This is a genomic window from Streptomyces sp. NPDC005181, from assembly GCF_040608395.1.
Taxonomy (GTDB): Bacteria; Actinomycetota; Actinomycetes; order Streptomycetales; family Streptomycetaceae; genus Streptomyces.
Genome location: NZ_JBEXID010000020.1, coordinates 13,804 through 35,850, shown reverse-complemented (window position 1 = coordinate 35,850; position 22,047 = coordinate 13,804). Strand labels below are relative to the sequence as shown.

18 protein-coding genes and 1 riboswitch are annotated in these 22,047 nt (G+C 70.9%); of the genes, 14 read left to right on the top strand and 4 right to left on the bottom strand.

The genetic code is table 11. The features are described from left to right. Positions 1-22 precede the first annotated feature (22 nt). A riboswitch (cobalamin riboswitch) is annotated at positions 23-157 on the top strand. Positions 158-266: 109 nt separating this feature from the next. The 6 genes from ABZV38_RS15785 (at position 267) to ABZV38_RS15760 (ending at position 6,620) form a co-directional block, all read left to right on the top strand. Then, positions 267-1,532 (top strand): prenyltransferase/squalene oxidase repeat-containing protein, encoded by a 1,266-nt coding sequence (locus ABZV38_RS15785; RefSeq protein ID WP_356327367.1) that lies wholly within the window; start codon positions 267-269, stop codon positions 1,530-1,532. Positions 1,533-1,573: 41 nt separating this feature from the next. Then, positions 1,574-2,221 carry an SCO2322 family protein gene (locus tag ABZV38_RS15780; RefSeq protein WP_356327460.1) on the top strand — a complete coding sequence of 216 codons (648 nt, stop codon included), beginning with the start codon at positions 1,574-1,576 and terminating at the stop codon, positions 2,219-2,221. Further along, complete coding sequence (locus ABZV38_RS15775) at positions 2,218-3,369, top strand: energy-coupling factor transporter transmembrane protein EcfT (protein WP_356327366.1); 1,152 nt, start codon at positions 2,218-2,220, stop codon at positions 3,367-3,369. The genes ABZV38_RS15780 and ABZV38_RS15775 overlap by 4 nt, the downstream gene beginning before the upstream one ends. Next, entirely contained in the window at positions 3,366-5,072 is a 1,707-nt protein-coding gene (locus tag ABZV38_RS15770; protein WP_356327365.1) for an ATP-binding cassette domain-containing protein, read from the top strand. The genes ABZV38_RS15775 and ABZV38_RS15770 overlap by 4 nt, the downstream gene beginning before the upstream one ends. Further along, positions 5,069-5,908 (top strand): ECF transporter S component, encoded by an 840-nt coding sequence (locus tag ABZV38_RS15765; RefSeq protein WP_356327364.1) that lies wholly within the window; start codon positions 5,069-5,071, stop codon positions 5,906-5,908. The genes ABZV38_RS15770 and ABZV38_RS15765 overlap by 4 nt, the downstream gene beginning before the upstream one ends. A gap of 283 nt (positions 5,909-6,191) precedes the next feature. Continuing rightward, the gene (locus ABZV38_RS15760; RefSeq protein WP_356327363.1) at positions 6,192-6,620 is read left to right on the top strand and encodes a transglycosylase SLT domain-containing protein; all 429 of its coding nucleotides are present in this window, start codon (positions 6,192-6,194) and stop codon (positions 6,618-6,620) included. Positions 6,621-6,742: 122 nt separating this feature from the next. Here ABZV38_RS15760 and ABZV38_RS15755 read toward each other — a convergent pair whose 3' ends face one another. Continuing rightward, entirely contained in the window at positions 6,743-7,912 is a 1,170-nt protein-coding gene (locus ABZV38_RS15755; RefSeq protein WP_356327362.1) for a steroid 3-ketoacyl-CoA thiolase, read from the bottom strand. A 282-nt stretch (positions 7,913-8,194) separates the two neighbouring features. Here ABZV38_RS15755 and ABZV38_RS15750 point away from each other — a divergent pair, with 282 nt between their 5' ends. Together ABZV38_RS15750 and ABZV38_RS15745 are read left to right on the top strand one after the other, a co-directional pair. Further along, positions 8,195-9,472, top strand: a complete 1,278-nt coding sequence (locus tag ABZV38_RS15750) for a cytochrome P450 (protein WP_356327361.1) — start codon at positions 8,195-8,197, stop codon at positions 9,470-9,472. Between the two features lie 128 nt (positions 9,473-9,600). Continuing rightward, the gene (locus ABZV38_RS15745; RefSeq protein ID WP_356327360.1) at positions 9,601-10,563 is read left to right on the top strand and encodes an AEC family transporter; all 963 of its coding nucleotides are present in this window, start codon (positions 9,601-9,603) and stop codon (positions 10,561-10,563) included. 156 nt (positions 10,564-10,719) lie between these two features. Here the strand turns inward: ABZV38_RS15745 and ABZV38_RS15740 are convergent, their stop codons facing one another. Next, the gene (locus ABZV38_RS15740; RefSeq protein ID WP_356327458.1) at positions 10,720-12,699 is read right to left on the bottom strand and encodes a bifunctional glycosyltransferase 87/phosphatase PAP2 family protein; all 1,980 of its coding nucleotides are present in this window, start codon (positions 12,697-12,699) and stop codon (positions 10,720-10,722) included. A 644-nt stretch (positions 12,700-13,343) separates the two neighbouring features. On the opposite strand from ABZV38_RS15740, the gene ABZV38_RS15735 reads away from it, so the two are divergent. Continuing rightward, complete coding sequence (locus tag ABZV38_RS15735; protein ID WP_356327359.1) at positions 13,344-13,823, top strand: GNAT family N-acetyltransferase; 480 nt, start codon at positions 13,344-13,346, stop codon at positions 13,821-13,823. A 62-nt stretch (positions 13,824-13,885) separates the two neighbouring features. Here the strand turns inward: ABZV38_RS15735 and ABZV38_RS15730 are convergent, their stop codons facing one another. Continuing rightward, the gene (locus tag ABZV38_RS15730; protein WP_356327358.1) at positions 13,886-15,928 is read right to left on the bottom strand and encodes an MDR family MFS transporter; all 2,043 of its coding nucleotides are present in this window, start codon (positions 15,926-15,928) and stop codon (positions 13,886-13,888) included. A gap of 119 nt (positions 15,929-16,047) precedes the next feature. Between ABZV38_RS15730 and ABZV38_RS15725 the strand changes: the two genes are divergently transcribed. Beyond that, a complete protein-coding gene (locus tag ABZV38_RS15725; protein ID WP_356327357.1) occupies positions 16,048-17,070 on the top strand; it encodes a peptidoglycan-binding domain-containing protein in 1,023 nt (340 codons plus the stop codon). 172 nt (positions 17,071-17,242) lie between these two features. Next, positions 17,243-17,905 (top strand): HAD-IA family hydrolase, encoded by a 663-nt coding sequence (locus tag ABZV38_RS15720; protein WP_356327356.1) that lies wholly within the window; start codon positions 17,243-17,245, stop codon positions 17,903-17,905. A gap of 52 nt (positions 17,906-17,957) precedes the next feature. Here the strand turns inward: ABZV38_RS15720 and ABZV38_RS15715 are convergent, their stop codons facing one another. Next, positions 17,958-18,692 carry an ABC transporter permease gene (locus tag ABZV38_RS15715; RefSeq protein WP_356327355.1) on the bottom strand — a complete coding sequence of 245 codons (735 nt, stop codon included), beginning with the start codon at positions 18,690-18,692 and terminating at the stop codon, positions 17,958-17,960. Positions 18,693-18,913: 221 nt separating this feature from the next. Between ABZV38_RS15715 and ABZV38_RS15710 the strand changes: the two genes are divergently transcribed. The 3 genes from ABZV38_RS15710 to ABZV38_RS15700 all read left to right on the top strand — a co-directional run bounded on the left by ABZV38_RS15710 (position 18,914) and on the right by ABZV38_RS15700 (position 21,883). Continuing rightward, positions 18,914-19,558, top strand: coding sequence for an HNH endonuclease family protein (locus tag ABZV38_RS15710; RefSeq protein WP_356327354.1), 645 nt, complete (start codon positions 18,914-18,916; stop codon positions 19,556-19,558). Positions 19,559-19,679: 121 nt separating this feature from the next. After that, positions 19,680-21,377: an alkaline phosphatase D family protein gene (locus ABZV38_RS15705; protein WP_356327353.1), complete on the top strand. Its 1,698-nt coding sequence runs from the start codon at positions 19,680-19,682 to the stop codon at positions 21,375-21,377. Between the two features lie 59 nt (positions 21,378-21,436). Next, complete coding sequence (locus ABZV38_RS15700; protein WP_356327456.1) at positions 21,437-21,883, top strand: DoxX family protein; 447 nt, start codon at positions 21,437-21,439, stop codon at positions 21,881-21,883. Positions 21,884-22,047 lie beyond the last annotated feature (164 nt).

The window sequence follows — 22,047 nt, the reverse complement described above, 5'->3', positions numbered from 1 at the left end:
CCACCCGGAAGGGGCGGGCTACGTCCCGGTAGAGTGGGCGAGTCGTCATCATGCCCGTTCAGGGGGAAGCCGGTGCAAATCCGGCACTGACCACGCAACCGTGAGCCGCTGACACAGCGGTGAGTCGGAATGCCCTGTCCGCGGTCGTGACCGGCTCGCGTCACCGGATCCCCCGGTGACCGGCACCGTCGAGGCATACGGGGCCGGAGCCTGGTGCCTGAGTGTGCCTGTGCCCGGTTCCCACCGCAGGAGAGGCCCAGCCCACCATGACCGTTCGCCGCACCGCAGCAACGCTCGCCGCCACCGCCACCGTGCTCTGTGCGGCCGCTGCCCCGGCCGCGGTGGCGGCGCCGTCTCCGTCGCCCACCCCGTCCGTCACGCTGCCGTCCGGGCTGTACGGCACCAAGGACCCGACGTACGACGGGGTCTGGAGGCAGTCGCTGGCCTTCATCGCCCAGCGGCTCGAAGGGGTCACGCCCGCGGCCGCGTCGGTGGAGTGGCTGACCGCCCAGCAGTGCGACAGCGGCGCCTACGCCTCGTACCGCGCAGATGTCAGCAAGCCGTGCGACGCGAAGACCATGACGGACACCAATGCCACCGCCGCCGCGGTCCAGGCGCTGGCCGAGGTCGGCGGGCACGGCGACATCGTCGACAACGGGGTCGACTGGCTGAAGTCCGTTCAGAACGAGGACGGCGGCTGGGGTTACAACCCGGGCTCGCCCAGCGACGCCAACTCCACCTCGATCGTGATCGGCGCACTGGCCAAGCAGGGCCAGCGGCTCGGCGATGTGACGACCAAGGGCGGCCACACACCGTACGACGCACTGCTCGAGCTGGCGATCCCGTGCGGCGGCAAGGACGGCGGCGCGTTCGCGTACCAGCCCGACAAGGCCGGGAAGCTCGTCGCCAACGCCGATGCCACCGCGGCAGGCGTGCTCGGTTCGATGGGCAAGGGGCTGGCCGCCTGGAACAACTCCACGTCCGAGGACAAGGCACCCACTTGCCACAAGGGCGCCGTCGTCAAGCCCGAGCAGGCCGCCCAGAACGGTGCCCACTATCTCGCGGGCGCCCTCGCGAAGACCGGCCACCTGAACCAGCCGCCGATGCCGGGCGCCACCGACACCACCGAGCAGCCCGACTTCGGCAACACCGCGGACGCGGTCGTCGCCCTGGCCGCCGCCGGCCACCAGGACAAGGCGGCCGACGCGCTCGGCTGGCTGAAGAAGAACGCCGTTCCCTGGGCGGTGGAGAACGGCCCCGCCGCCTACGCCCAGTTGGTCGTGGCCGCGCACACGACCGGCGCCGACGCCCGCGACTTCGGCGGTGTCGACCTGGTCGAGCGGCTGAACGCGACGGGACCCGCGCCGGCCTCCATCCACACGCCCTCGCCGGCCACGAGCGACTACGCGGCCCAGGACGGCACCAGCGACGACGCCGGTCTCGGGGTCTGGTGGCTCGTCGGTATCGGTCTCGCCGCCGGTGCCGGCGTCGGCTTCCTCATCAGCAGCCGCCGGAAGACCCCGCAGCTGTGAACCGAGCGGGGAATCGATTCGGGGGACGGACAGCGGGCGCCCTGCTGCTCGTTCTCGGCACCGTCCTGACCGTGCTCGGCGCGGGCACCGCCCACGCGGCCGGCTACCGCTACTGGTCGTTCTGGGAGGGCAAGGGGACGGCCTGGGCGTACGCCACCCAGGGCCCGTCGCTGGTCCGGCCCGACGACGGTGCGGTGCAGGGTTTCCGGTTCTCGGTGAGCGAGGACTCCCAGGACTCGGCGAAACCGCGCCGCGCCCCCGGCTTCGCGGCGATCTGCGCGGACACCCCCGCCAAGGACGGCACCAAGCGGGTCGCGCTCGTCATCGACGCCGGCACGGCGTCGGACGCCCCGGACGGGGAGACGCCGCCCGCACCGCGCACCGCATGCGCACAGGTCGCCACCGACGCGAGCACCGCGGAGGCGCTCGCCTCGGTGGCCAAGCCGCTGCGCTACGACAGCAACGCTCTGCTCTGCGCGATCTCCGGCTATCCGGCGTCCGGCTGCGGTGAACAGATCTCCGGCAGCGGGCACGCCGACGATGCGTCGCAGGCGCCCGCGAGCCCGTCCGCCTCGGCTCACCCGGGGAGCGGCAGCGGCGGTCCGTCCGCCGGAGTGCTCGCCGGTGTCGCCGCCGTCCTTCTGCTCGGCATCGCCGCAGTCGTGCAGGCCCGCCGCCGCCGCGGATGACCGCCTCTCCCCGCACGGCCCGGCCGGGCCGTGCCCTGCGCGCCCCCGAGGCGACCCGCAGCAACGCCCTGCCCGCCGGGGCCTGGTGGCTGTGGGCGCTCGGGCTGGCCACAGCCGCCTCCCGGACCAGCAATCCGCTGCTGCTCGGGCTGCTGGTGGGGGTGGCCGGTTACGTCGTGGCGGCGCGCCGGACGGATGCGCCGTGGGCCCGTTCGTACGGGGCGTTCATCAGGATCGGACTGTTCGTCGTCGGCGTGCGGCTGCTGTTCTCCGTCTTCCTCGGCTCACCGATCCCCGGTACGCACACGGTGTTCACCCTTCCCGAAGTCCCGCTGCCCGACTGGGCGCAGGGCGTCAGGATCGGCGGCCGGGTCACCGCCGAACAGTTGCTGTTCGCGCTGTACGACGGGGCGAAGCTGGCCACCCTGCTGATCTGCATCGGCGCGGCGAACTCGCTCGCCAACCCGGCCCGGCTGCTGAAGTCGCTGCCGGGTGCGCTGTACGAGGCGGGGGTCGCGGTCGTCGTCGCGATGACGTTCGCGCCGAACATGGTCGCCGATGTGGTGCGGCTGCGCACCGCACGGCGGCTGCGGGGCCGCCCGACCGGTGGCATCAAGGCCGTCCTGCAGATCGGACTGCCGGTGCTGGAGGGTGCGCTGGAGCGGTCGGTGGCGGTGGCGGCGTCGATGGACGCGCGCGGATACGGGCGTACGGCCCAGGTCCCGCCGGCCGTCCGGCACACCACGAACGTCCTCACGCTCGGCGGACTGCTGGGGGTCTGCGCCGGCACGTACGGTCTGCTGGCCTCGCAGGGCGCGGTGTACGGGCTGCCGCTGCTGCTCGTCGGTCTCGCCGCCGCGTTGGCCGGGCTGCGGCTCGGCGGTGCCCGTTCGGTCCGCACCCGCTACCGGCCCGACCGGTGGGGGGCGAGGGCCTGGCTGGTGGCGGGGTCCGGTGCGGTGGTCGCGGCCGCGATGATCTGGGCGGGCAGTGCCGATACGCAGGCGCTGCACCCCGGAGTCGTACCGCTGGTGGCTCCGGTGTTCCCGCTGTGGCCCGCGGCGGCGGTGCTGATCGGGCTGCTGCCCGCGGTGGTGGCGCCCACGCCGCCCGTAGTGGCCGTCACGAATTCCGAGGAGAGCCAGTGATCCGGTTCGAGCAGGTCTCGGTGCAGTACGAGGGGGCGGCGCGCCCGACCCTGTCCGGAGTAGATCTGACCGTTCCTGAAGGCGAGTTGGTACTGCTCGTCGGCCCGTCGGGGGTCGGCAAGTCGACGCTGCTGGGCGCCGTCTCCGGTCTCGTACCGCACTTCACGGGCGGCACGCTGCGCGGCAGGGTGCTGGTCGACGGCCGCGACACCCGTACCCACAAACCGCGCGAACTCGCCGATCTGGTGGGCACGGTGGGGCAGGACCCGCTCTCCCACTTCGTCACCGACACCGTCGAGGACGAGCTGGCGTACGGCATGGAGTCGCTGGGACTTGCCCCCGACGTGATGCGGCGGCGGGTCGAGGAGACCCTCGACCTGCTGGGCCTCGCCGGGCTGCGCGACCGGCCGATCGCCACGCTCTCCGGCGGCCAGCAGCAACGGGTCGCGATCGGCTCGGTGCTGACCCCGCACCCCAAGGTCCTGGTCCTCGACGAACCGACGTCCGCACTGGACCCGGCGGCGGCCGAGGAGGTCCTCGCGGTGCTCCAGCGGCTGGTGCACGATCTGGGCACGACGGTCCTGATGGCGGAGCACCGTCTGGAACGCGTCGTCCAGTACGCGGACCGGGTCGTCCTGCTGCCGTCGCCGGGCGCCCCGCCCGTGATGGGCGCGCCCGCCGGCATCATGGCGGTCTCCCCGGTCCACCCGCCGGTGGTCGCCCTGGGCCGGCTGGCGGGCTGGGAGCCGCTGCCGCTGTCGGTACGCGATGCGCGGCGCCGGGCGGCGGATCTGCGGGAGCGGCTGGCCTCGGCCGAGCCGCCGTCCGCTCCGTCGGCGCCACCCGCCCCGGCGCCGCTGCCCGCAGCCGCTCCTGTACGCCGTGGTCTGTTCGGGCGCCGGCGCGCGTCCCCTCCGCCATCCGCTCCGGAAGCTGTGGTGGAAGCGACCACCCGGGTCGAGGGCCTGGGGGTGCGGCGCGGACGTGTCGAGGCATTGCGCCGGGTGACGTTCTCCGTCGCACCGGGCGAGACCGTCGCCCTGATGGGCCGCAACGGCGCGGGCAAGTCCACGCTGCTCGCCGCCCTCGTCGGCATGGTCGAGCCCACGACCGGCACCGTCCTCGTCGGCGGCCGGGTCCCGCACCGTACACATCCGCGCGACATGGTGCGCCGGGTCGGGCTCGTACCGCAGGAACCGCGCGATCTGCTGTACGCGGACACGGTCGCCGCCGAGTGCGCGGCGGCCGACACCGACGCGGGCGCGGCAGCGGGCAGCTGCCGGACCCTGGTCTGCGAGCTGCTGCCCGATGTGCCGGACGGCGCCCACCCCCGCGATCTCTCCGAGGGGCAGCGGCTCGCCCTGGCGCTGGCCGTCGTGCTGACCGCGCGGCCCCCGCTCCTGCTGCTGGACGAGCCGACCCGCGGGCTGGACTACGCGGCGAAGGCCCGCCTGATAGGTGTGCTGCGCGGCCTGGCGGCCGGCGGCCATACGATCGTCCTGGCCACGCACGACGTGGAGCTCGCCGCCGAGCTGGCCCACCGGGTGGTGATCCTCGCGGACGGGGAGATCGTCGCGGACGGGCCGACCCGGCAGGTGGTGGTCTCGTCGCCGGCGTTCGCACCGCAGACCGCGAAGATCCTCGCCCCGCAGGAGTGGCTGACCGTGACGCAGGTGCGCGGGGCACTGGAGGCCGGCGCATGAGCGACCGCCGAAACCGTCCCGTACGATTGGGCCCCCGTGCGATCGCCGCACTCCTCCTCATCGGCGCGATCGGTGTCGTCGCCATCGGCTGGCCGCTGCTCGCGGACGCGGACTCCGGTCTCGCCCACTCCCAGGACGCGCCGTGGCTGTTCGCCGTGCTGCTTCCGCTCCTGGTCGGTGTGGTCGTCGCCACCATCGCGGACTCCGGCCTGGACGCGAAGGCCGTGGCGATGCTGGGTGTGCTCGCCGCAGTCGGGGCCGCGCTGCGCCCGCTCGGCGCCGGTACGGCGGGCCTGGAGCCGATGTTCTTCCTGATGGTGCTGAGCGGCCGGGTGCTCGGCCCCGGCTTCGGCTTCGTGCTCGGCTCGGTGACGATGTTCGCGTCCGCCCTGCTCACCGGCGGGGTGGGCCCGTGGATGCCGTTCCAGATGCTGTCGATGGGCTGGTTCACGATGGGCGCCGGCCTGCTGCCGGGCCCGGACCGGCTGCGCGGGCGGACCGAGCTGCTGATGCTCGCGGCGTACGGCGGAGTGGCGGCGTTCGCCTACGGCACGGTGATGAACCTGTACGGCTGGACGATCGTGCCGGGCCTCGGCTCCGGCATCGCGTTCCACCCCGGTGACCCGCTGCCCGAGAATCTGGCCCGCTTCCTGGCGTACTGCCTGGCCACCTCGCTGGGCTGGGACCTGGGCCGGGCCGTGCTGACCATGGCCCTGACCCTCACCATCGGCTCCACGCTGCTGAAGGCGCTGCGCCGGGCCACGCGCCGCGCGGCCTTCGAGGCCCAGGTCACATTCGAGGGTCCCGAAGGCGTGAAGGCGCCCACAGGACCTTAGTCCTCCACTACGGGGAGTAGTAGCGTTTCCACCCGTCCATAGAACCCGCTTCACCCCCTCCGACCTGCTATGGAACCTTTTGAGCAGGTTCGGGACCTTTGGCCCCGAGTGCGAGGCAAGACCGTATCGGGGGTCATTGCCATGGTTGAACCCCGCGGCTAACACTTGTCACGTCGCCGAGCACCGCAGCGTTCACCGGAACGGAACGCGGTCAATGAGCACCGGTTCCCGCACTGTTGGGCCCGGTCCGCGACTCCCCCGTCCCCAACGGTTAGGTTCCCCTGTGCCGTTCGCCCGTAACATCCTCGCCCAGCCCCGCACCGCTCGCCGTAAGGCTGCCGTCGCCGGAGCCGCCGCGGTCCTCGGCGCCACCGGTCTGGCCCTCGGCGTCACCCCGGCCATGGCCGCACCGACGTCCGTCGCCACCGGCGTACAGGGCACGGCGCGAGCGATGATCGGCAACGAGGCGCAGTTCAAGTGCTTCAGCAACATCGTGTCGCGCGAGAGCGGCTGGAACCCCAGCGCCACCAACGCCTCTTCGGGCGCCTACGGCCTGGTCCAGGCACTGCCCGCCTCGAAGATGGCCACGGCCGGTGCCGACTGGAAGACCAACCCCTCGACCCAGATCAAGTGGGGCCTGGACTACATGAACTCCCGCTACGGCAGCCCGTGCGCCGCCTGGACGTTCTGGCAGGCCAACCACTGGTACTAAGCCGGTGGCAAGCAGCTTCACACGAATGCCCCGACCGGGTTCCGGTCGGGGCATTCGCCCTGTCCGGACGGTGTGGCCCCGGCCTGGGGCAGAGGTGGCAACACCCCGGCCGGGGGTGGTTCTCAGAGCCGCTGGATGATCGTGCCGGTGGCCAGCGCCCCGCCCGCGCACATGGTGATGAGCGCGAACTCCTTGTCCCTGCGTTCCAGTTCGTGCAGCGCCGTGGTGATCAGCCGGGCCCCGGTGGCACCCACCGGGTGGCCGAGCGCGATGGCCCCGCCGTTGACGTTGACCTTCTCCAGATCCTGGTCGAAGACCTGCGTCCAGCTCAGCACCACCGAAGCGAACGCCTCGTTGATCTCGACGAGGTCGATGTCCCTCAGCGACATCCCGGCCTTGCCGAGCACCGCACGGGTCGCGTCGATCGGCCCGTCGAGGTGGAAGTGCGGGTCGGAGCCGACCAGCGCCTGGGCGACGATCCGGGCGCGCGGCTTGAGCTTGAGCGCGCGCGCCATCCGCTTGGACGCCCACATGATCGCGCAGGCGCCGTCGGAAATCTGCGAGGAGTTGCCCGCGGTGTGGACGGCGGTCGGCATGACCGGCTTGAGCCGGGCGAGCCCCTCCATGGTGGTGTCCCGCAGCCCTTCGTCGCGGTCGACAAGGCGCCACATGCCCTGCCCCGCCGCCTGTTCCTCCTCGGTGGTCGGCACCTGGACCGCGTACGTCTCCCGTTTGAAGCGCTCCTCGGCCCAGGCCACGGCTGCCCGCTCCTGCGAGATCAGCCCGAGCGAGTCGACGTTCTCCCGGGTGAGGCCCCGCTTGCGGGCGATGCGCTCGGCGGCCTCGAACTGGTTGGGCAGGTCGACGTTCCACTCGTCCGGCCAGGGCTTCCCGGGACCGTGCTTGGAGCCGCTGCCCAGCGGTACGCGCGACATGGCCTCGACACCACAGCTGATGCCGATGTCGATCACTCCGGCGGCGACCATATTGGCGACCATGTGGGAGGCCTGCTGCGAGGAGCCGCACTGGCAGTCCACGGTGGTGGCGGCGGTCTCGTACGGGAGTCCCACGGTGAGCCAGGCGTTGCGCGCCGGGTTCATGGACTGTTCGCCGGCGTGGGTGACCGTACCGCCGACGATCTGTTCGACGCAGTCGGCATGGATGCCGGTGCGGCCGAGGAGTTCACGGTAGGTCTCGCCCAGCAGATAGGCGGGGTGCAGATTGGCGAGCGCGCCTCCGCGCTTGCCGATGGGGGTGCGTACGGCTTCGACGATGACGGGTTCCGCGGCCATGAGCTCGTCCTCTCCTCGCACTTCCGCAGGGGGCGTCCCGGCGCCCACGGAAGGAACTAGTACGCGTTCTAGTTCTGCAAGCAGTCTTATGAGGCTTACCCCCGGTACGCAAGAGCCGTGCACGCACCTTGCGCCCGCTTCCCGCCCGGCACACCGAGTCTTCACGCAACAGATCCAGCCATGACCCTTGCGAGTCGTAGAACTCGTTACTACCTTTCCGGCAACTTCTGATGGGTCGTCAGACATGGCTCGAGCGGCCCTCGGACCGACCTGGAGTTGCCGATGCCCTGCCCTCATCTGCCCGAAGGGTTCGACTTCACCGATCCCGATCTGCTCCAATCCCGCATCCCGTACCCGGAGTTCGCCCGGATGCGGGAGACCGCCCCGGTCTGGTGGTGCACCCAGCCGGCCGGTATCTCCGGTTTCGACGACGAGGGCTACTGGGTGGTCACCCGGCATGCGGACGTCAAGTACGTCTCCACACACCCTGAACTGTTCTCGTCCCACACCAACACGGCAGTCATCCGCTTCAACGAGACGATCAGCCGCGACCAGATCGAGGTCCAGAAGCTGATCATGCTGAACATGGACCCGCCCGAGCACACCCGGGTCCGCCAGATCGTCCAGCGCGGCTTCACTCCCCGCGCGATCCGGTCCCTGGAGCAGGCCCTGCGCAGCCGCGCCCGCTCGATCGTCGAGACGGCGCTGACCGCCGCCGCCGACGACGGCTCCTTCGACTTCGTCACCAATATCGCCGTCGAACTGCCGCTCCAGGCCATCGCCGAGCTCATCGGCGTGCCGCAGGAGGACCGTTCCAAGATCTTCGACTGGTCCAACAAGATGGCCGCGTACGACGACCCCGAGTACGCGATCACCGAAGAGGTCGGCACCGAGGCGGCCATGGAGATCGTCTCGTACGCGATGAACCTGGCGGCGGAGCGCAAGGAGTGCCCGGCCAAGGACATCGTCTCCCAGCTGGTCGCCGCCGAGGGCGAAGGCAACCTCTCCTCCGACGAGTTCGGCTTCTTCGTGATCCTGCTCGCCGTCGCCGGCAACGAGACCACCCGTAACGCCATCAGCCACGGCATGCATGCCTTCCTGACCCACCCCGGCGAATGGGAGCTGTACAAGCGCGAGCGCCCGGAGACGACCGCCGAGGAGATCGTGCGCTGGGCCACCCCCGTGGTCTCCTTCCAGCGGACCGCCACCCAGGACGTCGAACTGGGCGGGCAACGGATCAAGAAGGGCGACAGGGTCGGGCTGTTCTACTCCTCCGCCAACAACGACCCCGAGGTCTTCGAGAGCCCGGAGACCTTCTCCATCGCCCGGGACCCCAACCCCCATCTCGGCTTCGGTGGCGGCGGACCGCACTTCTGTCTCGGCAAGTCCCTCGCCGTCATGGAGATCAACCTGATCTTCAATGCGATCGCGGACGTGCTGCCGGACCTGCGGCTGGTCGGCGACCCGCGGCGGCTGCGCTCCGCCTGGCTCAACGGGATCAAGCAACTCCAGGTCAGCACGGCCGGCACGGCGGACAAGGCCGGTACGCCCGCCGGCTGATCGGTTCGTGGATTTCGGGCGGCGGGGGCTTTCCCCCTACGCCTCGGCCCCCGCCGCCCGTCCGCACGTCACGGCCTGCCCGCACCCCGCCCCGGGAGGCGCAAGGGCGTACGAGGATCATGGCGTCCATGCACGCCCTGATCTCCGGCTTCGCCCCCATCTGGACGCTCACCGGCATCGGTTACCTGGTCGGTCGCAGCGGCCTCCTCGGAGAGCAGGCGGAAGTCGTGCTCGGCCGGTTCGTCTTCCATGTGGCCATGCCCGCGGCTCTGTTCACCATGGTCTCCGGCGCACGGCTGCAGGCCTTCGCCAACTCCTCGATGGTGGCCTTCGGTACGGGCACGGCACTCGTCAGCGCTCTCGGCTTCGTGCTGGCCCGGCGCCTCTTCGGCCGCAAGACCGCCGACCAGGCGATCAGCGGCATGGCGTCCGGCTACGTGAACTCCGCCAATCTCGGCATCCCGGTAGCGGTTCAGGTGCTGGGCGACGCGTCGTTCGTCGCCCAGATCATCCTGTTCCAGGTGCTGCTGGTCTCCCCTGTGATCCTGACCCTCCTGGACACGGGGACGGGGGCCGGCTCCGGAAAGGGCGTCACGCTCCGGCGGATGCTGACCATGCCGGTCCGCAACCCGATCATCATGGCCTCGATGGTCGGCGTCGCCGTCTCCGCGACCGGGCTGCGACTGCCGACCACCCTCACACACTCCTGCGATCTGCTCGGCGTGGCTGCCGTGCCCACGGCCCTGATCACCCTCGGCCTGTCGCTGAACGGACGCCCGGCGGCCGACGCACCATCAGAGAGAAGGCCGGATTCCGGGGAGCGTGCGGAGGTCGGAGTCGCCGTCGTACTGAAGACGCTGGTCCAGCCGCTGATCGCGTTCCTCGTCGGCGGCCCGCTGCTGCGGCTGCCGCCCCATCAGCTGCTGGCCGTGGTGGTGTGCTCCGCTCTGCCGACGGCCCAGAACGCCTTCATCTACGCCCGCCAGTACGGCCTGGACACCAGGCTGGCCCGCAACTCCGTCGTCGCCTCCACGGTCGCTTCCATGGCCACACTGTCCTTCGCCACCTGGGCGCTCGGGCCGTCCCACTGACCGCCTCTTGGGCTGTTCGAGTGAGGGGTGAGCTGTTCGAGTGGCGGGCCACCCGGGACAGGCGGATGCTGGGTAGGCGGCGATCCACGCCGAAGGGGTGCCGGACGATACAGGTCGTCCCGGCACCCCTTCGGCACACGCAAGGCCCGTGGCCACTCAGGTCTTGCTGCCCACCGTCTCGCCGGTCGCCTCCGGGGAAACGGCCCGATCCGCCGCAGGCGGATTCCGTTCCGCCCCGGCCGCCCCCGCCATCACCGGCTGCAGTTTCCGCGGTCCCGCGAGGACGTGCGTGAGCACGAAGCCGAGCCCGATGACCAGCGCCCCGCCCACGGCGTCGAGCACCCAGTGGTTGGCCGTGGCGACGATCGCCGAGACCGTGAACAGCGGATGCAGCAGTCCGAGCGCCTTCATCCACAGCTTCGGGGCCAGCATCACCACCATGACGCCGCACCAGAGCGACCAGCCGAAATGCAGCGAGGGCATTGCCGCGTACTGGTTGGTCATCGAGGTGAGCGTCCCGTAGTCCGGCTTCGCGAAGTCCTGGACACCGTGGACCGTGTCGATGAAGCCGAGACCCGGCATCAGCCGCGGCGGCGCCAGCGGGTAGAGCCAGAAGCCGAGCAGCGCGACCAGGGTGGCGAAGCCGAGGGTGGAGCGGGCCCACCGGTAGTCCGCGGGGCGTCGTACGTACAGCACACCGAGGATGGTCAGCGGCACGATGAAGTGGAAGGTCGAGTAGTAGTAGTCGAAGAAGCTCTTCAGCCAGCCGATGTGGACGACCGCGTGGTTGGCCCAGTGCTCGACGTCGATGTGCAGCCACTTCTCGAGCGAGTGGATCTGCCGGCCGTGCGCCTCGGCGGTGCCGCGGCCGGCCGTCGCCGCAAGCCTGACCTGCGCGTACGCCGAGTAGACGACCCGGATCAGCAGGAGTTCGAGCAGCAGGTTGGGACGGCTGAGCACCCGCCGCCAGAACGGCAGCAGCGGTACGCGGCTCCAGCGGGCCGGCACCGGGGCGGCGCAGTCCGTGGGAATCGGCCGCTGCCAGTACGGCGAGGTGCGCAGCAGGAACGGTGCGGCGCAGGCCGCGCCCAGCGCCGCGAGGAGGAGCACGTTGTCCCGCACCGGGAAGGCAACCGGGATGTTCGGCAGAAGTATCTTGCCGGGCAGCGTGATCACGAGCACCACGATGGCCGGCCACACCAGCCGGTCGGAGGCCCGCTCACCGGCCCGCCCGACCACGGCGAGGAGCACCCACAGCAGCTGGTGCTGCCAGGCGGTCGGCGAGACGGCGACGGCGACGCAGCCGGTCACGGCGACGGCGAGGAGCAGCTGGCCGTCGTTCGCATACCGCACGGCGCGCCGCAGCCCGACGTAGCAGACGGCAGCGGCCAGCAGCAGGAACAGCCCGATCTCGAGGGGGCCCGTCAGGCCGAAGCGGAGCAGCGCACCGTGCAGGGACTGGTTGGCGAGGCTGTCCGCGCCGTCACCGAGCCCGGCGCCTGCGACATGGTGCACCCAGTACGTCCATGAGTCGTGCGGCATCGCGGCCCAGGCCAGCGCCGTGCAGGCGGCGAACGCGGTGCCACCGGTCACCGCGGCCCGGCGGCGGCCTGTCAGCCAGAGCAGGGCGGCGAAGAGCAGCACGGTCGGCTGGAGTGCGGCCGCGATCCCGATGAGTACGCCGGACGCGCGTTCGCCCCGGGCCACGAAACAGCCGAGGAGCACCAGCAGGACCGGCAGGATGCTGGTCTGGCCGAGGTGGAGGGCGTTCCGGACCGGCAGGGACAGCATCAGCAGGCTGATGGCGACGGGGGCGGCCAGCAGGGCGGTGCGACGGGAGACGGGCCCGGGCAGGGCGCGGGCCGCGACGAGGCCGAGTGCGGCGACGAGCAGCAGCGAACCGAAGGTCCAGGCGACGCCGAGGCTCTGTTCGGCTGTCCGGGTCAGCGGCTTCAGTACCAGCCCGGCAAAGGGGGTGCCGGTGAACCGGTCGCTGTCGTAGAGGGATCCCGTCACATGCAGGACGCCGTTCTCGCCGATCCAGGTCTCCAGATCGGTGAGCCGTTCGCCGGGCGGTTGCCGCAGCACCACCGCCATCTGCCGTCCTGCCAGCAAGGCGACAACCAGCCAGAGCACAGCCCGGGCTGCCCCGGTCCTCGCCCCCGTCGCCGCGTTTCCGCGCACACTGTGATCCGCATTCGCCACGCTGCGCCGACCCTCCCACTGCTCATCCGCCGTCCTCGTCCCAGGACGTGCTGTGAAACCTTCGCATTGCGCTATGAGGTAGACACAATCAACCCCCTCTTCGCCTGGCTGTCATCCCGCTTTTGTCCGAAAGAATGCTCGGATCGTGGATCGGCCCCGGACACAGCGGCCGGAACCGGATCCTTCGCCCATACCTCTGTCCCCGTGATCGACGGACACACGGTCACGACGGTCTCGGTCGCGGTCGCGGTCTCGGTCTCGGGGGAGGAGCACGGGGCATGTGGTACGCATGGGGGAAGCCCAGGGGGTGGGGGGATCCGCGCGCTGTCGCTGCTGTGGGTGCTGCTCTCGCTCCAGCTGGGATCGTTGATCAGCCCGGCGTACGCATGCGGCGCCTGTACGTGCTGGCCGCTCACCGGATGGAGCCGAGCAAGAGTGGGTTCACGAACAGTCGTGCGCAGAGTGAAGCGCGGTGCGGGGATCCGGCACCGGCCGGTCCGTCGGTCGATCCGTGTAGGCCGATCCGCCGGTCAATCCGTTTGGATTCCAATCATGCACAAGTCACAATCACCCGCATGACCTGGACCGTTGCCCCGGAACGCTTCGACTCCCCCGATTCCAGCGCGCTGCGCCGCGACTACTACGACGAGGTCGCCAGCCGCTACTGGAAGCGGCCCGCGACCGCCGAGGAGATCGACGAGGGGCTCGCCGACGACGGTGTCGACCGACTCACCCCGCCGACCGGTGAGTTCGTCGTCGGCAGGTTCGACGGGAAGCCGGGGGCCTGCGCCGGGCTGCTCCTGTCCGACACGGACGTGGCGGAGCTGACCCGGGTGTTCGTACGCCCGGAGTTCCGCGGCACGGGCGGCGGCGGGCTGCTGCTGGCGGCCGTCGAGAGCGCGGCGCGTGCGTTCGGCGTACGGCAGATCCGGCTCGACACCCGCAACGACCTGGTGGAGGCGCGCGGGCTGTACGCCAAGCACGGCTACGCAGAAATCCCGGCGTTCCACCACCGGAACCCGTACGCGGAGCACTGGTTCGCCAAGGAGCTGTAGGCCGTGGCGAGGCTGTCCGGATCGGGCGGCCTGGTCGGGCCGCGCCGGCCGGGCCGCCCGGCTCAGACCGCGTGGTCCCGTTTCGGCTCCGGGCCGTGCGGCTGCTCCGCGCTCGATCCGCACGTCTCGGCGGTCAGCTCCGCCACGAGTTTGCGCAGGTCGCTCGGCCGTTCCGGCCCCCACCAGTCGCCCAACAGCTCGGCCAGCGATTCCTCGCGGGCCTGCGCGAGCTTCGCCACGACCTCCGAGCCCTTGTCGCTGAGGACCAGCTGCACCCCCTCGCGCCGGGCCAGACCTCGCTCCTCGAGCTGCCGTGCCGCGTCGCTGACCACGCGCAGCGGCACCGGGATGGTGTCGGCGAGCAGCCCGGGTTCGACGGCGCCGTGCCGCTTGATGCGCAGCAGCATCCAGCTCGCCGCGGGCAGCAGGTCGTACCCCGCACGCTCGGTGATCTTCGTATAGACATCGCGCCGCCCTTCGCGGGTGGCGAGCACCGACAGGGCCCGTGCGCATTCGTCGTACGAGGAACGCTCGACCGGGTTCGACGCCAGGGTCTCGGTGCTGTCGGGGGCCGTCACCGAGCCGCGCAGCTTGTCCTCCTTGAGGAACCAGGCGAAGACGAAGGCGACCAGGACGACGGGGGCGGCGTACGCGAAGACATCGGTGATCGAGGTCGAGAACGCATGGAGCACCGGGGGGCGCAGTGCGGGCGGCAGTTGGGAGAGGGCACGCGGGTCGGCGGCCAGCCGGCCGGCGTCGACGCCGGGTGGCAGGGCGATGCCGGAGAGCGCCGCGCCGAGTTTGTCGGTGAGCCGGCTGGTGAAGATCGTGCCGAAGATGGCGACACCGAACGAGGCGCCGATGGAGCGGAAGAACGTCGCCCCGGAGGTGGCGACGCCGAGGTCCTCGTATGTGACGGCGTTCTGCACGACCAGGACGAGGACCTGCATCACCAGACCGAGCCCGGCGCCGAAGACGAAGAAGTAGACGCTCATCTGCCAGGTGCTGCTGAACTCCGTGAGCCGGTGCAGGAGCATCAGGCCGATCGCGGTGATGCCGGTGCCCAGGATCGGGAAGACCTTCCAGCGGCCGGTACGGCTGACGATCTGGCCGGACAGGGTCGATGTGAGGAGCAGACCGAGGACCATCGGCAGCAGGTGCACACCGGACAGCGTCGGCGTGATGTTGTGCACCACCTGCAGGAACGTCGGCAGATAGGTCATCGCACCGAACATCGCGAAACCGATGACGAAGCTGATGACGGCGACAAGGCTGAACGTCCGGATCCGGAACAGCTTCAGCGGCAGTACGGGTTCGGCGGCGCGCCGCTCGACGTACACGAAGGCGATCAGCAGCAGCACGCTGAGGACGGCGAGCCCGATGATCTGCGCCGAGCCCCAGGCCCAGGTGGTGCCGCCCAGTGAGGCGACGAGGACCAGACAGGTGGCCACGGTCGCGATGAGGAAGGTGCCCAGGTAGTCGATGGTGTGCTTGGTCGCGCGGACCGGGATGTGCAGCACGGCGGCGATGACGAGCAGCGCGACGACGCCGATCGGCAGATTGATGTAGAACACCCAGCGCCAGCTGAGGTGCTCGGTGAAGAAACCGCCGAGCAGCGGTCCGAGGACGCTCGTCATACCGAAGACCGCACCGAACAGGCCCTGGTACTTGCCGCGTTCGCGTGGGGCGACGAGGTCACCGACGATCGCCATCGAGAGCACTATCAGACCGCCGCCGCCCAGGCCCTGGAGAGCGCGGAAGCCGATCAGCTGCGGCATGTTCTGGGCCATACCGCACAGTGCGGAGCCGATGAGGAAGATGACGATGGCGATCTGGAAGAGCTTCTTGCGCCCGTACTGGTCGCCGAGCTTGCCCCAGAGCGGGGTCGCGGCGGTCGACGCGAGCAGATAGGCAGTAACCACCCACGACAGGTGCTCCAGTCCGCCGAGCTCACTGACGATGGTCGGCAGGGCGGTGGAGACGATGGTCTGATCGAGTGCGGCGAGCAGCATGCCGAGGAGCAGGGCACCGATGGCGACAAGGACGGCCCGCTGGGAGCGGCCTTCGCCGGGGGCCAGGGCCGGGGGGCTCAGCTGGTTGGCCATAAAACTCTCCTCGGGTCCGCTACATCCCCATCCTGGCTGCAGCGGACGGTTATGGCCTGTTGGGGCGTCACCGCGGCGGGCTGCATAATCGCAGGCAGTTCAAGGGGAGGGGACCCACGATGACAGGACAGATCTGCCCGGAGTGCGGCACTGACAACAGATCGGCAAAGGGACCGGACGGGACACCGGAGGGGAGACCCTCCGCCGGGTCCGGCTGCGGGTGCGCGGAGCGGGCGGCGCGACGGGCCGCCGCTCAGGCGGAGACAGCGGCGGCGGAGGACTTCGATCCACTGCGGATCCGGCCGTACGTGACGCTGGGGGGCGACGCGACGGTGGCCGACGAAATGGCGGCCGACACCCCGTCGGGGAGCGACGCGGCCATGACGATGCCGCTGTTCCTCGACCGGGAGGCGATGACGGGTCCGCCGCCTCCACGGCCGGAGCACGCCGGAGCGGCCGAGCCCGGCTACGACACCATGGATGCCACGGACACCATGGACGCCGTGGGCCGGGCGGATCCGGTGCAGCCACGCCGTCGCCGCCCGTTCGCGCCGCTCGTCGTGGGCGCTGCCGTGGTCACGGTGGTGGGCACCGCGGCATTCGCCGGCGGACTGTTCAGCGGGGACGGGAACGGGAACGCAGACCGCGAACAGGCTCTGCCGAGCACCGTGGTGTCGACCGCCCCCGAGGCGTCCGCCTCGCCCGATGCATCGACGTCGGCGTCCGCGGCTCCGTCCGCCTCTCTGTCGGCCTCCGCTTCACCGTCCGCATCCGCCTCCGCCTCGCCGTCGGCGAGTGCCTCGCCCGCCCCGTCCGCCGCCTCGTCGCGTCCGGCCGCACCGTCGGCGCCGGCCTCCGCCGAGGAGTCCGCCGGGACGTCGTCGGCCCCCTCGACCGTGAAGCCGCACGGTCGCACGTTGCAGCCGGGTGATCACGGCCCCGCAGTGGCCGAGCTGCAACGGCGGCTGCAGGAGGTGTGGCTGTACCGGGGGCCCGACGACGGCGACTACACGGGCCAGGTCGAGCACGCCGTAAGCGTCTATCAGTCGTACAAGTCCATCGAGGGCGATCCGGCCGGCGTCTACGGACCGAACACCCGGCGCGCGCTGGAGGCGGAGACGACGGGCCACGGCCGGTCCTGACGAAAGAGATGCGCCACGAGGGATTCGCTTTCCTGGGCAGGTTTTTGTATCGTGATGGAACAAAGTAGCCCTCGCCCGCACTCCCTGACCGGCGGGCGGGGCTGCTTGTTCTCTTCACCTGCCTGTTCGCGTCACCCCGCGTTGCCCTCGTTCCCCGTCCTGGAGACCGCCGATGCCGGCCACCGTCCTCACCGCACGTGCCCTCCTGCTCGACATGGACGGCACACTCGTGAACTCCGACGCCGTGGTGGAGCGCTGCTGGCGGCGATGGGCACTGCGGGAGGGCCTGGACCCCGAGGCCGCACTCAAGGTGGTCCACGGGCGCCAGGGATACGCCACGATGGCAGTCCTTCTCCCCCACCGTCCGATGGAGCAGAACTACGCGGACAACCGCGTGATGCTCGCCGAGGAGACCGCCGACACCGACGGCGTGGTCCCGATCGGCGGCGCCCCCGCCTTCCTGGAGGCGATCGCCGCACTCCCGCACGCCCTGGTGACCTCGGCGGACGAGGCGCTGGCCCGGGCCCGGATGACGGCAGCCGGACTGCGGATGCCGAGCATCCGCGTCACGGCGGAATGTGTCGGCGCCAGCAAGCCCGATCCCGAGGGCTTCCTCAAGGGTGCGGCCGAACTGGGCTTCGCCCCGGCGGACTGCATCGTCTTCGAGGACTCGGAGGCCGGCATCGCGGCGGGCCGGGCGGCCGGCATGCGCGTCGTGGGCATCGGCCCGCGCGCAGCAGCACTGGCGCCGGACGCACACGTCGAGGATCTGACGCAGATCCGCGTGGAAGCGTCGGCCGACGGCTCGATCCGCCTGCACATCAGCGCCCCCTAGGGGCGTCCGGCCGATCAGCCGAGGGCGCCCTCCCTGCGCCTTCCCCGGGGGCTCAGTCCCGGTACATCCGTCCGCGCGCCACGAGTTCGAGGACCGTCGCGACGGCCACTGCCTGTACGGCCATCAGCGCGATCAGTACGAACAGTTGCACGGCCCCCGCCTGAACCGGTGAGGCGCCGCCCAGCAGCATGCCCACGAACGCCCCGGGCAGCGTGACGAGCCCCACCGTCCGCGTCTGGTCCAGCCCCGGCAGCAGCGCCTCCGATGTCGCGGGCCGGGCGATCTCCAGCCGCGCGTCACGGTCGAGCAGCCCGAGCGCCATCCCCGCCTCCACCTCCCCGCGCCGCATGGCCAGTTCGTCGAGCGCACGCCGCCCGCCGAGCACGGTCGCGGTGAGCGCACCTCCGATGAGGATGCCCGTGACCGGGATCAGCGCGATGCCGCGGACCGGCAGGAGCCCGGTGAGCAGCAGGGCGGCGATCACCGGCGCGACGCCGACAGCGATCGGCAGGGCCGCCCACCACCAGGTGCGATTCCTGGTGATCCGGCGCCCCGCGGTCCGTACCGCGACCGCATACATCAGCGCCACGAAGCCGAGCAGCGCCGGCAACGAGCGGACCACCCAGCCGATGAGCAAGGAGACGGCGGCGAGTTGGACCGCGGCCCGCAGCCCGGCCAGGACGATCTCGCGCGACCGGCCGAGCGTGGCCACGGCGACGACGACGGCGGCCGCCGCGAGCAGCAGGGCGAGGACGACCCCGAGCGTGATGTTGACCGGAAGCAGCACACGGCAACCATAGGACGGGCCCGCCCCGGCATCCGGCACGAATCGGGCTCTCACACCACCGAACTGCCAGTACATCAGCCCTTTTCGTCGCAACCCTTGATGTGACGTGCACATGTCGCCACTCTGTTACCTGGCGCCCACCCCACAGAAACCTGGCGCCGCCACGATGGCCGGGCCCACAGGTAACCCGTCCAAGCCCCCCCCACATCAAGGGAGTTCGCATGTCAGGTGTCTACGCGCGTCGCATTGGCCTCGTCGTCGCATCCGCCGCACTTGCCGCAACCACCGGACTGCTCACCGCACCCACCGCCCAGGCCGCCATGCCCACGCCGGTCGCCGCGTCCACCGCCCGTACGTACCTGAGCCAGCTGACCGTCTCGGCGGAAGGCTCCTCGACCGGCTACAGCCGGGACCTGTTCCCGCACTGGATAACCCAGTCGGGCGCCTGCAACACCCGTGAGGTCGTCCTGAAGCGGGACGGCACGAACGTGACGCAGGACTCCAGCTGCGCGGCCGTCAGCGGCAGTTGGTACTCGGAGTACGACGGTGCCACCTGGACCGCCGCTGCCGATCTGGACATCGACCACATGGTCCCGCTCGCCGAGGCCTGGCGCTCCGGCGCGAGCAGCTGGACCACCGCCCAGCGCCAGTCCTTCGCCAACGATCTGACGCGCCCGCAGCTCATCGCGGTCACGGACAACGTCAACCAGTCCAAGGGCGACCAGGATCCGGCGGAGTGGCTGCCGTCGCGCACCACGTACCGCTGCACGTACGCGCGCGCCTGGGTGCACGTGAAGCACTACTACAACCTGACCGTCGACTCGGCGGAGAAAAGCGCACTCCAGTCGGTTCTCAACGGCTGCTGAGCGGAACCGCGCACCCCTCCCCCGCCGTTCCGTACGGTACGGAGCCCACGCGTACGCGACGGGCTCCGTACCGTACGTGCACGGACCCCGTCCGTACGGAACGACGCGAGGAGGGCACCTCATGGCCGGGCTGCGCCTGGGACCACTACTGCGGTACGTCGACTGGGAGACGGGTTCCACCGCGACCGTCTGGGTCGAGGCCGACCGGCCGACCACGGCCGAAGTCCGGTGCTCGGACGGCGCGTCGGGCTCTTCCCGGACGTTCGCGATCGCCGGTCACCACTACGCGCTGGTGGTGGTGACAGGCCTGATACCGGGCTCGACCACGGAGTACGAGGTGCTGCTCGGCGGCCGGCAGGTCTGGCCGCACAAGGACTCCCGCTTCCCCCCGAGCACGATCACCACACCCCCCGCTCCCTCTGCGGCGAACGAGAACGCAGAACCGACGTCCGTCCGGATCGCCTTCGGCTCCTGCCGCTGGGCCGCTCCGCCCATCGGCGAGCGGGACGCCGCCGGCCCCGACGCACTCGACACCCTTGCCGCCCGGCTCGCCGCCGACCCCGGTGCCATACGCCCCGACGTACTGCTCCTCCTCGGCGACCAGGTGTACGCGGACGAGACATCAAAGGCGACCCGCCACCGCCTCGCCGCGCGCCGGGACCTCAGAGAGCCCCCGGGCCCGGAGGTCGCGGACTACGAGGAATACACCCACCTCTACGACGAGTCCTGGCGCGATCCAGAGGTGCGCTGGCTGCTCTCCACCGTCCCCAGCTGCATGATCTTCGACGACCACGACGTGGTGGACGACTGGAACACCAGCGCTGCGTGGCTCGCCTCCATCCGTTCCACCCCTTGGTGGCACGAGCGGATCGTCAGTGGACTGGCGTCGTACTGGGTCTATCAGCACCTCGGCAACCTCTCCCCTGCCGCGCTGGCCGCCGACCCGGTCTACGCGGCCGTACGCGCCGTCCCGGACGGCACCGAGGCGCTGCGCCGCTTCGCTGCCGAGGCGGACGCCGACCCCACGCACGCCCAGTGGAGCTACCGGCGTGTCTTCGGCCGAGTACGGCTGCTGATGGTGGACACCCGAGCGGCCCGCGTACTCGACGAGGAGCGCCGGTCGATGCTCGACGACGAGGAGGCGCACTGGGTGCGCGAGGAGACCCTCGCCGACCCCGGTTCGTACGACCATCTCCTGATCGGCACCTCGCTGCCGTGGCTGCTGCCCCCGCTCGTCCATGACGCGGAGCAGTGGAACGCCGCGCTGTGCCGGGGCGAGCGGGGCGGGTCCGATGGGCGGTGGGCGCGGTTCGGCGAGAATCTGCGGCGCCGCGCCGACCTGGAGCATTGGGCGGCTTTCCCCGACTCCTTCCACCGGCTGACGGAGCTGATCAGGGAGGCGGGGAGCGGTCCGGACGCCCCGGCGACGGTTTGTGTGCTGTCGGGCGATGTGCACCATGCGTACATCGCGGAGCCCGCATGGCCGGCCGACGCACCGGGCGGCGACCCCGGGGCGCGCATCCTGCAGCTGACCTGCTCTCCCGTGCACAACTCGATCCCCGGCCTGCTCAAAGCGGGGTTCCGTTTCGGCTGGAGCCGGGCGGGGCGGCGGCTCGGCCGACTGCTGGCACGGCACGGACGGACGGGCCCGGCACCGATCCGGTGGCAGAAGACCGGCGGACCGTGGTTCGGCAATCAGCTGATGACGCTGACGCTGCATGGCCGGAATGCTGCGCTGACATTGGTTCAGGCCAAAGACAGGGCCACAGGCGCACAGCTGGAGACGGTGCTCGACCAGTCACTGACCGCCGACGAGTAGGTCAATTTCAGCCAGCGACGAAATGTTGAACTTGCAAGCACTAGTAGGCGTGCACACGCCTGAACCGGGCACAGCCCTACGCTCTCGGCCTGTTCCGGATCGTCGTCGGCCTGCTCTTCGCCTGCCACGGCGCCGCCTCGCTCTTCGGCGTCCTCGGCGGCGCGATGGGCGGCGGGTCCATACCCGCCGGCACCTGGCCGGGCTGGTACGCGGCGCTCATCCAGCTCGTCGGCGGCACCCTGATCCTCCTGGACCTCGGCACCCGTCTCGCCGCCTTCGTCGCCTCCGGCTCCATGGCGTACGCGTACTTCAAGGTCCACCAGCCCGAAGCGCTCTTCCCGCTGCAGAACGGCGGCGAACCGTCCGCGGTCTTCTGCTGGGTGTTCCTGCTGCTGGTCTTCACCGGCCCCGGCTCCCTGGCCCTGGACCGGCTGTTCGCCCGGCGGAGTGGCGCGGAGCCCAGTGCGGACCGCACCCGCGAGCAGGCGCCGGCGGTCGCGGCCTGAGCCGCAGCCTGTCCCGTGTTACCGCGCCTGCCCCACTGGCCCCACGAGGCCTGTGGGGCAGGCGTGTCACATGTGACACGTGAGGTACACAACATCCCCCGTGCGTAGTGATGTACAGGTAAACGGCAGGCGTACTCTGGACAATCGGCCCTGCCGCCCCTGCC